Below are 14,861 nucleotides of genomic sequence, written 5' to 3' on the forward strand. Positions count from 1 at the left end.
TTGAATTAAGCAGGGCTTTCCTCGGTCTCTTCCTTTTTCCATCTATTACGCAACATTACGACAACGATTACAATCACAGTGATGAATGCTAAGCTGATAAAAAATCCAGGGCGGCTTGTTGGGTGAAAGAGTGTTCCGCTAACAGCTGAGAAGACAAGAATCATTCCAATCACCCTTTTCACTTTGTCCCCGGAAGAGGGTGCAATTAATCTATGGTACATCATTAAAATGAAAAACCAGTTATACAGCAGCATTAATCCTGCAGCTGTGGTTATATACTCGTACACTTTTCCGGGCAATAGTAAGGATGTAACAATGGAAAGTATAAGTCCCACGGAAGTTAAAGCAACAGCAGGCAAGGGGACCTTTAGCTTCTTTTTCTTTTGTTTACTGAATATTGCTGGAGCATCCCCCTCTTCAGATAAGGTGATAAGAATAGTGGTAACTGAAAACAGAGAAGCAGCCATCGTTGAAAACCCGGCAATAATGATTGCACCAGTAAACACATACGGGAAAAAATCGAGATTATAGCCCGCTAATGCTTCAACAAACGGGCTTTTGTCCTGCTGAAACGATGTCCATGGAATCAGTAATAAGGCTAAAGAAAGAGCCGTAAAATAAATCATAGCCAGCAATATGAGCATTACTTTTCCCGCCTTAGGGGCATCTTCCTTTTTTCGAAGATTAATAGCCATAACCCCCATCACTTCGATTCCTCCATGAGCATAAAAGGCGAATATAAGAGCACTCCAAAATCCTAGCCCTCCATTAGGGAAAAACTCATGAACCGAATAAGGAAGCCCCTCTTTTGAACCTCCGTCAATTGTCCCTGTCAGTGCTAAAATGGCTATCACAATAAACATAAAAATAGCGGCTATTTTTGTCACGGCAAAGACACTTTCTAACTTCCCAAAAGCTTTTGTACCTATAAAGAGAACAAGGAGGCCACAAACAGCAAAACCCGATGCAAACACCCATAAAGGAATATCAGGAAACCAAAATTTAGACAAAAGTGAAATTGCCGTAAGCTGGCTGCCGATGATTAATATTTCCGAGCACCAATAAACCCAGCCACTGCTAAACCCGGCCCAGCGTCCATATGCTTTTTTTGCATAGGAACGGAAGGATCCTTTCTGCGGATCTTTTGCGGACATTTTTGCAAGCGCTTCAAATACAATATACGTTCCGCATGCAGCCAACAAAAAGGCGATGACCACAGAAGGACCTGTCATTTTAATTGCAATACTTGATCCTACGAAAAACCCTGTGCCAATAATACAGCCTACCCCAATAAGGGATAATTGCCACCATGCAAGTTTCCCTTCATTCGCATTGCCGCCGCACGCCTTCTTCTTCATTTTCGCACCTCCATATAAGGATAGGTTGTCACAATTAAATGGAATTTATGTTTAAAAGATGATGGAAACAATCTGTTTGAAATGCTTATTACTGAATAAAAAGAATGCGCATGGAAACCATACATTTAGTTAAAAAAAAAGATAGAGGTGCGGTTGTGAGAGAAAATGCTGAAAAAGTAGGTGTATGGTGTATTGTAAGCATGGCTTCTATTCCACTTGTAATGACACTTGGCAACTCCATGTTTATACCGGTGCTGCCGATACTGGAAAGAAAGGTTGGGATCTCTTCCTTTCAATCAAGTATGATCATTACAAGCTATTCAATTGCTGCCATTTTTCTTATACCAGTAGCCGGTTATTTGTCGGATCGTTTTGGGAGAAAAAAAGTGATTTTACCGAGTTTAACCCTAGCACTGCTAGGAGGCCTGATTGCTGGATTTGCATCCTGGAAATTGGAAGCCCCTTATACGTGGATTATTATAGGAAGAATTTTACAGGGGATTGGTGCTTCTGGGGCTTTTCCGATTGTATTGCCTTTAGTAGGGGACCTATACAAGGATGATGATGAAAAAACAAGCTCGTGTTTAGGGATCATTGAAACGTCGAACACAGCAGGAAAAGTACTAAGTCCAATCCTTGGTTCATTATTGGCAGCTTTTTTATGGTTCTTTCCTTTTTTTTCTATTTCTATCTTTAGTTTTATTTCTATCATACTTATTTACTTCTTTGTTAAGGTGCCAAAAGACAAAAACGACCCAATAAAGATTAAGGAATTTCTTAATAACACAAAAAAAACTTTCAAAAGTGAGGGGAATTGGCTGTTTACCGTGTTCCTTGTTGGAACATTTGTAATGCTGGTTTTATTCGGGGTGTTATTTTTTCTATCTGAAAATCTAGAAATGGTTCATGATCTGATGGGAATAAAGAAAGGATTTATTTTGGCCATTCCACTTTTTGTCCTCTGTATTACTTCTTTTATTACTGGCAGAAAAATTAAAGGCGTTTTACCGACAATGAAAAAAATAATGATCTGCTGTTTGATTGTCTTATCCGTCAGCGTTTGCTTTGTTGGATACACAAGTGAAAAATTGATTCTTCTTTTAATTGTCACCAGTATTGTTGGCATGGCTATAGGAGGGTTATTGCCTGTGCTTGACGCTATCGTCACAGAAAATATTGAAAAGGAAAAAAGGGGTACAATCACATCTTTTTATAGTTCTGCAAGATTTATCGGAGTAGCTGCAGGTCCTCCGATTATGTCACTTGTTATGAATGATGCAGATGCAGTCAATATCAGTTATATTACAGCTGGTGTGCTGGGACTTCTTTTTTTACTTATTGTGATAAAGTTAATTAAAGTTGAAGAAATTGAAAACTAATGCATAAGAACCCTTCTTCTATCTGAATATCCAATTAAATAAAATGGAAATTAAAAAAATATTTTATTCTTAATGAATTCGGGTATAGAGACATATATAGCTGTTCCAATGAAATGACTGGACAGTACTATAATTCGAATTAAAGGATTTTCTTTGAACAGAAGTAAATTGGCCATTTATTTTTTGTTTTCAGGAAGAGAAACAAAAATAGGAGGGTTCTTATGGCTGACAACTATCAATATATCGATAAACTGTCAGGAGAAGAGTTGTTTCCAGAAGAGATCTATTCGGAATGTGCAGATTCGAAGGCATTTAGAAAAGAAGGTGACAGCAACATTATCGTCTTTCGCAGCTGTGATAATGTTATCCAGACAAAAAAACCGCCAAGCCTCTATAGCTATACAGCCCATCATCCTGATTTAATTGAATTAGCACTTCAACTTGGGGATAAAATATGGTTTTTGGAGCTGACGGATCCGAAAAAAAGAAAACAATAATAAAGATCTTATTAATAACGAATCCCGTTAAATAGGACAGAATATTTTAATTTTTCTTTTTATTCCCGTTTGAATATGACCTGATGGGGTATTGTGGGAATGTATGCAATAAAAGATAGAGGGAGGACTTTTTTTGGATAATAAGAAAAAGAATGATTTTACAGGAACGTCCGCAGAGGGTGCAGGAAATTCGCATGATGAACGTACTGGTACTGGGGAATCAATGGAATCCCTAACGAATCGGCAGGGCCATCCGGTAGTCGATAATCAAAATGTAAGAACCGTAGGAAACAGAGGTCCTACTACTTTAGAAAACTATAATTTTATAGAGAAAATTTCACACTTTGACCGGGAACGAATTCCTGAAAGAGTCGTTCACGCCCGTGGAGCAGGGGCGCACGGTTATTTTGAAACGTATGGAAAGGCCGGTGATGAGCCGGTTTCTAAATACACAAGGGCAAAGGTTTTCCATGATGCAGGGAAACAAACGCCTGTTTTCGTCCGTTTCTCAACGGTAGCAGGGGCGAAGGAATCGCCTGAAACAGCTCGTGACCCGAGAGGATTTGCGGTTAAATTTTATACCGAGGATGGCAACTGGGATCTGGTGGGGAATAACCTGAAAATCTTTTTTATCCGTGATCCAATCAAATTCCCGGATATGATTCACGCTTTTAAACCAGATCCAGTTACAAATGTTCAAAATCCGGAGAGAATGTTTGATTTTGTCTCGCAATCTCCAGAAGCGATCCAAATGATTACCTTTCTCTTTTCGCCGTGGGGTATTCCAGCGAATTATCGACAAATGCAAGGGTCGGGTGTAAATACGTATAAATGGGTGAATCAGGAAGGTGAAGCGGTTTTAGTGAAGTATCACTGGGAGCCGTTAAAGCAAGGGATTCGAAATCTTACGCAAAAAGAAGCGGATGAAATCCAAGGCAAGAACACGAGCCATGCGACACAGGATCTTTATGAAGCAATTGAAAGAGGCGATTATCCTGAGTGGGAGCTTTGCGTACAAATTATGAGCGATGACGAGCATCCAGAGCTTGATTTTGACCCGCTTGATGATACGAAATTATGGCCAACAGATAAATTCCCATTTCTTCCTGTCGGGAAAATGGTGCTGAATAAAAATCCTGAAAATTATTTTGCGGAAGTGGAGCAGGCTGCATTTGGAACAGGTGTCCTTGTAGATGGAATGGATTTCTCAGATGACAAAATGCTGCAAGGCCGAACCTTTTCCTACTCAGATACACAGCGCTACAGGGTAGGAGCGAACTATCTGCAATTGCCGGTTAACGCTCCAAAAAAACGTGTAGCGACAAATCAGCGTGACGGGCAAAGCGCCTATTATGTAGATCATGCTCCTGGTCGTAATCCGCACGTAAATTACGAGCCATCCGTCCTTGATGGATTAAAAGAATCCGAGCGACCTGGCAAAGAACATCAGCCGCATTACAATGACAGACTTATAAGAGAACCGATTGATCGTCAAAATAATTACGGACAAGCGGGTGAAACCTATCGGAATTTTGAAGAGTGGGAAAGAGAAGAACTCATCAGCAATCTCGTGAGTGCTCTTAGTGTTAGCCATCCAACTATTCAGGAAAAAATGATTGAACATTTCACTCAAGCGGATGAAGACTACGGAAAACGGGTAGCAGAAGGGCTTGAAAAAGCGAAGGCAGAAATGGAAAATGAGGAAAAAGAGCATACAAGCTCGATTGAAAGTGAGAGAGCAATGTATAACGCTCAACGTAAGGGACATAAGGCAGATCCTTATTAAAAATTAATCGTGAGCGTGGCTAATAGGCAAAGCCGATTTCAATTTACATTGAGATCGGCTTTTTTATGATTCGATTAAAATCTATGAGCAGATCAATAATCGCAACATATACTATTACATTTCATCTTTTAAATCGACATGAAACACGTATGATAGAAGGGAAAGGGGAGGTGAAGTCAATTGAAGCAATAAAAAAGTTATTATCTAGCCATCTCTTCAAAACCATTACCTTAACCCACCCTGAGCAATTATTTAAACCATATATCCATACATATGAAGAGTTCCCCAATAGGATTTTATCCTTAGAAAAAGAAGAAGTATTAGCGATGTTGAAATAAAGGGGACGTATATCAAGAACGCCTACTCTTGCATTTCAGTTTCGTATTGATAAGAGTTTGCTTGCAGCGGAGCATCATCATAATCGACAAATACCTTTTCAATACCCATTTCATAAGCTGTTTATGAAGGTGATTATAAGGCTGTTTTGTTTGACTTTAGCGCTACGGGAAAGCTTGAAAAGGAAGGCATGGAAAAATTACATGACCTTTTTGAAAGTCTTTTTTTATATTGGGGCTCCTATATTAAAAAGTGATTAGTGTCAAACCGCGTCATGCGAAGGTATTGCATGAATATGGGCAAGTGTGGACGGTTGGATTTAAATCGTCCCTAAAAAGCATCCTGCACAAATATTTTAAGTAAAAAGAACTTCTTTGAAATGATAAGTCTTTCAAAGAAGTTCTTTTTATATGCCGAAAAATAATGAGAATCATGTTTGAAAATGTATAAATTAGGCTATATGGAAATAGAGAGAAAGAAGGATTAAAGACCTGCTATAGGCAGGAAGAAATTGTAATTCAGGAGAGTGAGTAACTGATGGTTCTTATGTTAAAAGAAGAGGAAAAAGTTGAGATGGTCATGATGCCGAATCTCCAATTACATAACCAAGTTCGATTTGCGAATATAAATGAAGCATCCATTTCATTAAGCGAAGCGTTGCATGATGCTGACATTTCGACTGAAAAGAAAAAAGAAATAGACCGAATTATTTCAGCGATTGAAAAAGAGGTAAACACGAGTAGACCGAATAGCAGTGTATTGGCTTGCATGATGAATGCGATGCAAAAAAAGATGAGTGGAGTAACATTTACCCCGTCTATGAAAGATATGTATAAAAAATGGGAAGCATTTGTAGAACCGATTATTAAAAATCCTCTTTCGTAGTTGTGATACCTTAAGCACTCTTTACTTCAAATTTTTTTGGAGTAAAGAGTGCTTAATTATCTTATGTTTAAATTTTTTCGAAAAATTTTTTTTGCAAATATCAAGAAAATGCAGTATATAGCAATTGTGAAATACTTTACAATAATTTGATCGACAAAATGCTTTTAGCCTACCTATTTTTTTAATTTTAATTGTGAAATACTTCACAAAAAATCAAATATAAAAGGAGCGGATCTTATGTCTGAAAAAGAATTTACTAGTCCAGGGAAATATGTTCAAGGAAAAAATATGGTTGAAAAGCCTGGAAAATATATTCGGGGGCCGGGGAAGAAAGCTTTAGTCATTGCAGATGAATTCGTTTGAAAGCTTGCTGGCAATAATGTGGTGGAAAGTTTAGAACAAGAAGGCGTATCTACAACAAAAATCGTATTTAATGGAGAATCTTCTCTTCAGGAAATAAATAGAATTACAGAAATAGGTAAAATGGAACAAATAGATGTTGTGATCGGAGTAGGCGGAGGAAAAACAATCGATACCATTAAAGCAATAGGAGATGATTTAAAGGCAAGCCGAGTGATCATTCCTACGGTTGCTTCATCAGATGCGCCAACCAGTGCATTATCTGTTATTTATTCTTCTGATGGTATATTTGAAGCGTATAAATTCTATAGTAAAAACCCAGATTTGATTCTTGTCGAAATTCAAATTATAGCAGGAGCACCACCTCGATTCCTTGCTTCTGGGATTGCTGATGCTCTTGCAACCTGAGTGGAGGCAAGAGCGGCCATTGGATCAGGTGCAATTAATATGGCAGGAGGTTTGCCAACCATCGCAGGGAAAGCGATTGCTGAAAAATGTGAAAAAGTGCTTTTCCAGTATGGATTACTTGCTTATGAATCCGTTAACAGCCAGATTGTAACCCCTGCTCTAGATGCCGTTATTGAGGCAAACACGCTATTAAGCGGACTCGGATTTGAGAGCGGCGGATTGGCAGGAGCTCATGCAATCCATAATGGCTTTACTGCAGTAAATGGAGATATTCACCACCTTACACACGGTGAAAAAGTAGCATACGGAACGGTTGCGCAATTGGTTCTAGAAAACAGACCAATGGAATAAATTGAACGCTATATTGAGTTTTATCTTTAGCTGGGCCTTCCTGTTACCCTTGAGGAAATTAAATTAAAGGATGCAACGAAAGAAGAGCTATACAAGGTGGGAGCTGCTGCAACGCAGGAGAATGAAACGATGCATAATTTGTCATTCGCTGTCACTCCAGATGACGTTGTACAGGCTATAATTGCTGTGGATCAGTATACAAAAGCGTATAAAGTCCGCGTTGGTTGGCAGGAATAGTTAACGGGTTGGAAATAGAACTGTCTCTCTTTTATAGAGGCAGTTTTTAACTTGGTACATAGGAGCGATGATATTGAAAACGATATTGCCAGTACCTGATCAGCTGCGAAATTTTTTACAATTAGGGGATGCTGTTATTATCACGGATAGTGATCAAATGAAAGAAATCACCTGCATTTAGATTCAAACTATACAGACAACATCATTCATTCCAGTATATTGCACGATATCGGGAAGGCAGGTATCCTAGAAGGAATATTATACAAGCCAGGAAGTTTAATGTCCTATGAAAGAAACATTATTGAAATGCACCCCTTAATTGAAAGGATATGTTAAACGAAATTTCCGCTGGTATTCAACATGACTTCATTCAAAATCTGGAGGTAGCAGAAAATATTATTTTATATCACCATGCAAAATGGGATGGAAAAGGCTATCCCTTCACAATAAAAGCTGAGAAAATTCCTTTTGAAGAAAGGATCGTAGCGGTTGTCGACGTTTTTGACGCTTTAACAAGCCGCAGACCTTATAAAGATTTTTGGACTAAAGAAAAAGCGTTATCTTACATAAATGAACAGAAGGGGAAGTGTTTTGATCCATCCATTGTCGAAACGTTTATTGAAATCATGTAAATAGAAAGAGGCTGTTCCAGCAAAAGCGGCGATACGTCGACTGATGGAACAGCCTTTTTGTGATTCCACTACACTACAAAACGGGCTGCCGTCAGCAAAACAAGCAAAAACCCGACAATTATGCTGTAAACTGCTCGATTTCTGTTCGTTTTTCTTCTAATTACGCCATTTATAATGGCAAAAATTCCGATTCCAATGGCAAATATATTAAGTACTATTTCACCTTCTATAAAAATGAGTGATCCCATTGTTAATACGGAAAAAATAACGAACGAAATTTTTAAGATCAGCAGCTGTTGTTTTTGAGCTCCTTGTTCCTTTTTAACGATCGTAAACACCTCGTTTTTTAAACATTATACCACGTGGATTTAGTAAGTAGTTTTTTAGAGATGTCCGGAAGAAAAACAAATGATTTTTATCCAATTAAAGCATAAAAATTACTATATGAAGAAAACTATTTCCACGTTTGGTAAAGGAGGAAAGAAAAAGGTGACGGCTGAGTATGAATACATTGATAAGCTGTCAGGGAAAGAATTGTTTCCAGAAGACATTTATTCCACGAGCTTACATGTTAAAGCATTTAGAACGGAAGGGAAAGGTAACTTCATTATTTTCCGCAGCTCTGAAAACATTATTCAATCGATTTGCCTCCAACATGCCATATTTATTCTGCACATCATCCAGATTTAATTGAATTAGCAATTCTGTTGAAAGATAAAAATTGGTTTTTGGAGCTTACAGATGATCAAAAAATTGTGTTTTTTGTGCTGCAGCAGCATCCTGCAGTGGCCAATATTACGATTCTGTAGAAACACTGCTTGATGGGTCGTTCTTTTTTTTACCCTTTCTTTTGTTGTAAAAGGTTAATAAAGGTGTTTTAAACAAAAAAGCAATAAATGATAAGCATACAACAAGTTCAATAAATTCCATTACTAAAAAGGGATTAAATTCATTATATAAGGATGGTTTTGGATCCAGTCCTAAAGAGACATCCAGTAATAAAGAAAAGCTCATTAACGAGATCAGCATCAGCATTGTTATACCGAGTATTTTTATTTTTATCACTCCCTGCTTTGTTCATATTTTTTTCAAGTTCTTAAACAGTTATGCGCAAAAATAGTTCTTATTTTGTATATGCACATATCTGAAAGGCAATAATGAATAAAAAATAAAGAAAGGTATATTGCCAATGCCTTCATTTTTTAAACGACATAAAAGGAAGAAGATTGACAAGGTACATAACAACAAAAAGGAACAAACGAAAAAGGAAGATAGTAAAGAGAATTCCAGCCAAAATGCTGCAGGTCCCCTTAACCGGTCATTGGCTGCGAATCTTGAGGTCATTAAACAAAAAACAGGGAGCAGCCCGGATGTGATCATACGCAGGTTAATGGTTGGCGGTGGTCCTCCTGTTGAGATTGCTATTGGATATGTGGAAGGACTCGTAGAGGAGCAATCAGTTAATGATTTTTTAATAAAATCGATTTTAAACAATGATGACATCGAGGTAAAGAATGGAGAAGAAATCTTAAACAAAATTGAAAAAGATATTATTGCACTTGGGAGCATAGAGCGTGTAAACGATTGGGAAAAATTATTTCAATCGATGCTGTCCGGCAAAACCATTATTTTAATTGATGGATCTAGTGAGGCTATAAGCGCCAATACAAGAGGCGGTGAAAAGCGATCGATCCTTGAACCAAGTACACAAAATACCATTCGGGGTTCAAGAGAAAGCTTTACAGAAGCCATCGGGACCAATATCGCATTGGTCCGGAGAATTATCAACAATCCTAATTTATGGATCGAGCCGAGGAAACTTGGGACTATAACACAAACAGATGTATCAGTTATGTATATAAATGGAATTGTTAAGGATGAAATTGTTGAGGAAGTACGTAAACGTCTGGATAATATCAAATTGGACAGCATCCTTGAATCAGGATACATCGAACAGATGATTCAAGATCAAACCATGACCACTTTTCCCACCATTTTTCATACAGAAAGACCGGATATGGTGGCAGGAAATCTCCTTGAAGGCAGGGTTGCGATTTTTATCAATGGGACTCCATTTGTTCTGTTGGCTCCTGCAGTATTTATTCAATTTTTTCAAACGCCAGAGGATTATTATATTCGCTCTGATATTGCAACGGCTACTCGCTTCTTACGCGTAATAACTTTCTTCATTTCATTGATGGGACCGGCGATTTATGTTGCTGCAACAACCTTTCATCAAGAAATGATTCCTACTCAGTTCTTGCTCATAATTGCAGCACAGAGGGATGTAGTCCCTTTTCCTGCATTTGTTGAAGCGCTTATTATGGAGGTAACGTTTGAAATATTAAGAGAAGCTGGTATACGAATGCCCAAAATTATTGGTCCTACAATATCAATTGTTGGTGCGCTTGTGATCGGACAAGCATCTGTACAAGCCGGAATCGTTTCGCCGGCTATGGTCATTGTCGTGTCCATCACAGCGATTGCAAGCTTTGCAACTCCTTCTTTTCCAATGGCCATTTCCATCCGTTTGATTCGTTTTCTTTTTATGCTATGTGCAGCAACATTTGGGTTTTATGGAATTGTACTTGCATTTATTACACTGCTTGCACATTTATGCGGTCTGCGGTCATTTGGTGTTCCGTATATGTCTCCTCTTACGCCTTTTATTCCTGAAAATGCAGGTGATACCATTTTTCGGAGACCTTGGTGGGACTTGAGAGAAAGACCGAGACTAATTGGCAGCAAAAATACTGTTCGAAAAGGGAATAACCAGAAACCGGAACCGCCTGCAGCGCGTGAAATGAGCTCGAGAAAAGGTGATGGGGATGAGATATAAAAAAATACTTCTATTTCTATTAATAATATGCATTACCACCATTTCTGGCTGTTGGAACAAAAAGGAGCTAAACGAATTATCAATTATTTCAGCCCTTGGAATTGATAAAAATGAAGAGGGGGAGTATGTAAAGACATTTCAGATCATTAATCCAAAAAACGTAGCAGGAGCATTGCAGGGAGGTGGCGGCGGACAAGGGCCTGCTGTTACTGTTTATTCTGCTACGGGTAAAACAATTCTTGATTCTCATTATATGGGCTCCACAAAAATTTCCCGAAGACTTTATATGGCGCATACCAATTTATTAGTGATCAGTGAAGAACTGGCAAGAGAAGAAGGAATCATCAAAATATTGGATGCCTTTGAACGTGACCCTGAAATCCGACCCACCACAACCATTGTCATTGCTCATGAAGCAAAAGCAGAAGATATCGTTAAATCGTTGACAGCAATCGATAATATTCCAGCTGATAAGGTTGTGAAAACGCTGGAAACATCAGAGAGGGTTTGGGGTGGGGAATTAAAAGTGACGCTTCAAGGTGTCATTAAAAAGCTTACAGATTCGGGTACAGACCCTTTAATCACAGGAGTTCGCGTAATCGGAGACCCGGAAAAGGGCAAGAAAATTGAAAATATTCAAGCGTCTGAATTGGATGCCACGCTAGAAGCGGATGGACTGGCGATTTTTAAAAATGGAAAATTAATCAATTGGCTGCATGGTGATAATGCCAGGGGAGCTGTATGGGTACTGGATAAACTAAAAAAAACCATAGTGAATCTTGAATGGGAGGGAGTTAAGGATGTTATTGGTTATCAGGTAATGCGACAAAATACAGAAGTTTCAGCTGCTATAAAAAATGAGCAGCCTGAAATTACTGTACATGTTCGTGCAGAAGGAGATATACGCGAGGTGAGAAATCCGGTTAAGCTGAGTGACCCTGACGTATTGAGGAAGATCGAGAAATTAGCGGAAAAAGAAATTAAGCGACAAATAGAAGGTTCGGTTGAATTTGCAAAAGAAAATAAGACCGATATCTTTGGATTCGGTGATGAGGTTCATCGCTCCTATCCTGACGCGTGGAAAGACTTCGGGAAGGATTGGCAGGAAACGGTCTTCCCGGAAATAAAAGTCGATGTAAAGGTTGATGCCTTTATACGGCGCACAGGATTACGAAACAATTCTTACCTCTCTGATTATGAAAATAGCCATTAATGAAAAGGAAGTGACAATCAGTGGAACAAGCGAAAATAAGCGCATATCAGCTGTTTGTCTTAATTGTCATGTTTACGGTAGGGAGCGCTTTAATGCTTCCACTTGCAAGTGAAGTAAAACAAAGTGCCTGGCTTGCTATTCTCTTGGGAATGGGAGGCGGGTTTTTGTTGTATTTGATCTATCATGGCCTCTATCAATATTACCCTAATATTCTTCCGACGGAATATGTTCAAAAGCTGCTTGGAAAAACGTTTGGAAGAGTTCTTGGGTTTATCTATATTCTTTATTTTATGTATCTTGCTGCCAGGGTACTAAGAGACTTTGGAGAGATGCTATTAACATTTGCTTATGAAGACACTCCATTATTTATTGCAAATGCATTGTTAATCATTGTCATTGTCTATACCGTTCGCAAAGGGATTGAAGTCATTGCAAGAACAGGGGAATTGCTATTTGTCCTCGCGGGGCTGCTTGCGATTAGCGGCTTAATCCTAATTATTGCTTCAGGTGTGATTGACACAGCGAATTTAAAGCCGGTCCTTGAAAAAGGATTGGGAGCACTACTAAAGACAACTGCTACTCAAACGCTTTACGTGCCTTTTGGAGAAGTCGTCGTCTTTGCGATGATTTTGCCTTATTTAAATAAATCAGAAAAAGCCAAACGCGCTGGTTTATTAGCATTGACACTCAGCGGGGTTACCCTGGCTTTGGTTGCGGCAATCAATATTAGTGTTCTCGGTGTAAGCCTTTTATCACGATCACAGTTTCCGCTTCTATCCTCCATACAAATGATCCAAATAGCAGGATTTTTGGAACGGCTTGACGTTTACTTTATGCTTACCTTAATTATCGGTGGTTTTTGTAAAATTGGTATCTATACGTACGTGGCCATTATTGGTACAGCCGATTTGTTTAACATTAAAGAATCATCCCAGCTGTCTTTTCCAATCGGGCTGATCATTTTACTCTTATCAATCATCATTGCAAGCAATTTTTCTGAACACATTCAGGAAGGGCTGCAGATCGTTACACTTTATATTCTTTTCCCGATGCAAGTGATCATCCCTGTTTTATTGCTTGTGATTGCTTTCTTTAAAAACAGGAAAAAAAACAATAATTGAAGGTTGTGTTGAGCTAGAACAAAAAAACCCCTTTTATAGGGTTTTTTTGTTAACAGTCAGCTTTATAGTGGTGAAGCGGGGGAGGAATGAGCCAGCCTTTTTCTTTATTTAATCGTAGTATTTTTGCACCAAGAGCAGCTTTTTGCATATGCATTTGTCCATACATGAGCGCGATGTCTTCTCGGATGGATTGCCCCATCATTGTACTGCAAGCAATTAAACCAGCAGCTGCATCTTTTGAAATGGCAGCCGCAATCTCAGGGTCTTGAAATCGAGCTCCAACCGGAATATTTTCTACTTGAGCATTTGGCCGAGACGGAGGTGTAGGTGGAAGACCGACTCCGTTTTCCTTTAATAATGCTTCAATTTGCTCGATTTCCTGCTGGGCTAATCTTAGTCCTTCTTCAATTAATTTTTGAAGATCCACATCACCAGTATGATTAATGAATGTTTCGTATCCTGCTACCATTCCTTTAGAAGCCAATAAATAAGACCAAGCTCCATATACCTCTCCATAATGCATTGGCTCGTCTTTTTGATTTCCACTTAAAATGCCCATCGTAATCCTCCATTTTATCTTTTTTAATTTGTTTATAAAAGTTATGTTCATGTTTTATGTTCTTTATTTGTCTTTTCTTCTTAACCCTAAAAGTCCCGCAAGACCAATTAAACCAATCCAGCCCCAATCTGTGTCATCATCATTTGCATCAGTTTGAACAGCGGTGTCCGGATTTTCATCTGTATCATGTTGAGCATAAGCTGGCACCCCTGCAAGCATTCCAGTAATGGTAATACAACAAACTAAATAAAAAATTTTGTTGGCCATCGTTTTCCTCCTTCCAAATCATAGTCATATATAGATTGTCCATTTGGGAGTAGATAATTCAAAAAAATGAGAGAGAATCATTTTTTTGAATTTATTTTCAAAAACAAAAAAATCATCGTTGTTTCTTTATGGAACCCGCAAATAATTGAACGCCTTCCTAAAGAAGTTCCGGCCTATATTACAACTTATAGCTATACAGATCATGTCATAAAACAGCTGAAGGCTTTACTAGAAGGTCTGATTAGCTTTAAAGGGAAATCATCAGTGACATTGCTGGAACAAGGAAGCTATACGTATGAACAATTGAATACGAATTACTAGCTTTCAAGAATATGATAAAGATCCAAATCAGCTAATTTCACTATGGAATAAAAGTTTAATGAGTACGTTTCCGCTGACAGAGGAATTGTTTAAGCGGAATATAATGAATAGCTGGTTTAATCCGTCTGGCTCCTTACCTTACTATGTATCAAATCAGGAGGTGATTGGTTTTCTTATTTCTAAAGGACCAAATCAAACGGAATTTTTCAATCAAGATCCAAAGCGAGTATGGCTGAGTTCCTTTCTTGTCGACTAAGAGCAGAATCTGCTCGAAACCGATTGAATAAGTTTGCATGGAAAGTGGGACAGCGC

Annotated in this window: 17 protein-coding genes and 1 pseudogene; 13 read left to right on the forward strand and 5 right to left on the reverse strand. The window is 38.4% G+C overall.

What is annotated here, in order from left to right; genetic code table 11:
* Positions 1-5: 5 nt before the first annotated feature.
* Positions 6-1,358, reverse strand: coding sequence for an amino acid permease (locus tag KP78_RS07720; protein ID WP_041087820.1), 1,353 nt, complete (start codon positions 1,356-1,358; stop codon positions 6-8).
* A 200-nt stretch (positions 1,359-1,558) separates the two neighbouring features.
* Between KP78_RS07720 and KP78_RS07725 the strand changes: the two genes are divergently transcribed.
* The 7 genes and pseudogenes from KP78_RS07725 (at position 1,559) to KP78_RS07755 (ending at position 8,229) form a co-directional block, all read left to right on the forward strand.
* Positions 1,559-2,737, forward strand: coding sequence for an MFS transporter (locus tag KP78_RS07725; RefSeq protein ID WP_106388548.1), 1,179 nt, complete (start codon positions 1,559-1,561; stop codon positions 2,735-2,737).
* Between the two features lie 221 nt (positions 2,738-2,958).
* Positions 2,959-3,234, forward strand: a complete 276-nt coding sequence (locus KP78_RS07730) for a hypothetical protein (RefSeq protein ID WP_041087821.1) — start codon at positions 2,959-2,961, stop codon at positions 3,232-3,234.
* 133 nt (positions 3,235-3,367) lie between these two features.
* Positions 3,368-5,020 (forward strand): catalase, encoded by a 1,653-nt coding sequence (locus tag KP78_RS07735; protein ID WP_041087822.1) that lies wholly within the window; start codon positions 3,368-3,370, stop codon positions 5,018-5,020.
* A 65-nt stretch (positions 5,021-5,085) separates the two neighbouring features.
* Positions 5,086-5,358: a hypothetical protein gene (locus tag KP78_RS20610; RefSeq protein WP_041087824.1), complete on the forward strand. Its 273-nt coding sequence runs from the start codon at positions 5,086-5,088 to the stop codon at positions 5,356-5,358.
* A 535-nt stretch (positions 5,359-5,893) separates the two neighbouring features.
* Positions 5,894-6,241, forward strand: a complete 348-nt coding sequence (locus KP78_RS07745; protein ID WP_041087825.1) for a hypothetical protein — start codon at positions 5,894-5,896, stop codon at positions 6,239-6,241.
* 237 nt (positions 6,242-6,478) lie between these two features.
* Positions 6,479-7,597: pseudogene (locus tag KP78_RS07750) on the forward strand (glycerol dehydrogenase).
* A 329-nt stretch (positions 7,598-7,926) separates the two neighbouring features.
* The gene (locus tag KP78_RS07755) at positions 7,927-8,229 is read left to right on the forward strand and encodes an HD-GYP domain-containing protein (RefSeq protein ID WP_052474697.1); all 303 of its coding nucleotides are present in this window, start codon (positions 7,927-7,929) and stop codon (positions 8,227-8,229) included.
* 68 nt (positions 8,230-8,297) lie between these two features.
* Here the strand turns inward: KP78_RS07755 and KP78_RS07760 are convergent, their stop codons facing one another.
* Positions 8,298-8,567 carry a hypothetical protein gene (locus tag KP78_RS07760; RefSeq protein WP_041087826.1) on the reverse strand — a complete coding sequence of 90 codons (270 nt, stop codon included), beginning with the start codon at positions 8,565-8,567 and terminating at the stop codon, positions 8,298-8,300.
* A gap of 106 nt (positions 8,568-8,673) precedes the next feature.
* Here KP78_RS07760 and KP78_RS07765 point away from each other — a divergent pair, with 106 nt between their 5' ends.
* Positions 8,674-8,919 (forward strand): hypothetical protein, encoded by a 246-nt coding sequence (locus KP78_RS07765; protein WP_157841467.1) that lies wholly within the window; start codon positions 8,674-8,676, stop codon positions 8,917-8,919.
* Positions 8,920-9,024: 105 nt separating this feature from the next.
* On the opposite strand, the gene KP78_RS07770 is transcribed toward KP78_RS07765, so the two are convergent.
* Positions 9,025-9,294: a YczF family membrane protein gene (locus tag KP78_RS07770; protein WP_041087828.1), complete on the reverse strand. Its 270-nt coding sequence runs from the start codon at positions 9,292-9,294 to the stop codon at positions 9,025-9,027.
* A gap of 124 nt (positions 9,295-9,418) precedes the next feature.
* Here KP78_RS07770 and KP78_RS07775 point away from each other — a divergent pair, with 124 nt between their 5' ends.
* From KP78_RS07775 to KP78_RS07785, 3 genes are read left to right on the forward strand one after another with little or no spacing between them, the layout of a single operon-like run.
* The gene (locus KP78_RS07775; RefSeq protein ID WP_041087829.1) at positions 9,419-11,068 is read left to right on the forward strand and encodes a spore germination protein; all 1,650 of its coding nucleotides are present in this window, start codon (positions 9,419-9,421) and stop codon (positions 11,066-11,068) included.
* Positions 11,058-12,281, forward strand: a complete 1,224-nt coding sequence (locus KP78_RS07780) for a Ger(x)C family spore germination protein (protein ID WP_041087830.1) — start codon at positions 11,058-11,060, stop codon at positions 12,279-12,281. Before KP78_RS07775 ends, KP78_RS07780 begins: the two co-directional genes overlap by 11 nt.
* Positions 12,282-12,301: 20 nt before the next feature.
* Positions 12,302-13,402, forward strand: coding sequence for a GerAB/ArcD/ProY family transporter (locus KP78_RS07785; RefSeq protein ID WP_041087831.1), 1,101 nt, complete (start codon positions 12,302-12,304; stop codon positions 13,400-13,402).
* Positions 13,403-13,451: 49 nt separating this feature from the next.
* On the opposite strand, the gene KP78_RS07790 is transcribed toward KP78_RS07785, so the two are convergent.
* Positions 13,452-13,961: a DUF3231 family protein gene (locus KP78_RS07790; RefSeq protein ID WP_041087833.1), complete on the reverse strand. Its 510-nt coding sequence runs from the start codon at positions 13,959-13,961 to the stop codon at positions 13,452-13,454.
* A 63-nt stretch (positions 13,962-14,024) separates the two neighbouring features.
* Complete coding sequence (locus KP78_RS07795) at positions 14,025-14,228, reverse strand: WGxxGxxG family protein (protein ID WP_041087835.1); 204 nt, start codon at positions 14,226-14,228, stop codon at positions 14,025-14,027.
* A gap of 66 nt (positions 14,229-14,294) precedes the next feature.
* On the opposite strand from KP78_RS07795, the gene KP78_RS07800 reads away from it, so the two are divergent.
* Positions 14,295-14,549 carry a hypothetical protein gene (locus KP78_RS07800; protein ID WP_041087838.1) on the forward strand — a complete coding sequence of 85 codons (255 nt, stop codon included), beginning with the start codon at positions 14,295-14,297 and terminating at the stop codon, positions 14,547-14,549.
* 58 nt (positions 14,550-14,607) lie between these two features.
* On the forward strand, positions 14,608-14,805 hold the full coding sequence (locus KP78_RS07805; RefSeq protein ID WP_041087839.1) for a hypothetical protein: 198 nt from the start codon (positions 14,608-14,610) through the stop codon (positions 14,803-14,805).
* The last annotated feature ends 56 nt before the right edge of the window (positions 14,806-14,861 follow it).

This window comes from Jeotgalibacillus soli (assembly GCF_000829435.1).
Taxonomy (GTDB): domain Bacteria; phylum Bacillota; class Bacilli; order Bacillales; family Jeotgalibacillaceae; genus Jeotgalibacillus; species Jeotgalibacillus soli.

Coding starts and splice junctions, on each gene's coding strand:
- KP78_RS20610 (WP_041087824.1), top strand. CDS start 5,086: ATGATTCGATTAAAATCTATGAGCAGATCAATAATCGCAACATATACT.
- KP78_RS07800 (WP_041087838.1), top strand. CDS start 14,295: ATGAGAGAGAATCATTTTTTTGAATTTATTTTCAAAAACAAAAAAATC.
- KP78_RS07775 (WP_041087829.1), top strand. CDS start 9,419: ATGCCTTCATTTTTTAAACGACATAAAAGGAAGAAGATTGACAAGGTA.
- KP78_RS07730 (WP_041087821.1), top strand. CDS start 2,959: ATGGCTGACAACTATCAATATATCGATAAACTGTCAGGAGAAGAGTTG.
- KP78_RS07765 (WP_157841467.1), top strand. CDS start 8,674: ATGAAGAAAACTATTTCCACGTTTGGTAAAGGAGGAAAGAAAAAGGTG.
- KP78_RS07745 (WP_041087825.1), top strand. CDS start 5,894: ATGGTTCTTATGTTAAAAGAAGAGGAAAAAGTTGAGATGGTCATGATG.
- KP78_RS07720 (WP_041087820.1), bottom strand. CDS start 1,358: ATGAAGAAGAAGGCGTGCGGCGGCAATGCGAATGAAGGGAAACTTGCA.
- KP78_RS07795 (WP_041087835.1), bottom strand. CDS start 14,228: ATGGCCAACAAAATTTTTTATTTAGTTTGTTGTATTACCATTACTGGA.
- KP78_RS07790 (WP_041087833.1), bottom strand. CDS start 13,961: ATGGGCATTTTAAGTGGAAATCAAAAAGACGAGCCAATGCATTATGGA.
- KP78_RS07755 (WP_052474697.1), top strand. CDS start 7,927: ATGTTAAACGAAATTTCCGCTGGTATTCAACATGACTTCATTCAAAAT.
- KP78_RS07725 (WP_106388548.1), top strand. CDS start 1,559: ATGGCTTCTATTCCACTTGTAATGACACTTGGCAACTCCATGTTTATA.
- KP78_RS07805 (WP_041087839.1), top strand. CDS start 14,608: ATGAGTACGTTTCCGCTGACAGAGGAATTGTTTAAGCGGAATATAATG.
- KP78_RS07780 (WP_041087830.1), top strand. CDS start 11,058: ATGAGATATAAAAAAATACTTCTATTTCTATTAATAATATGCATTACC.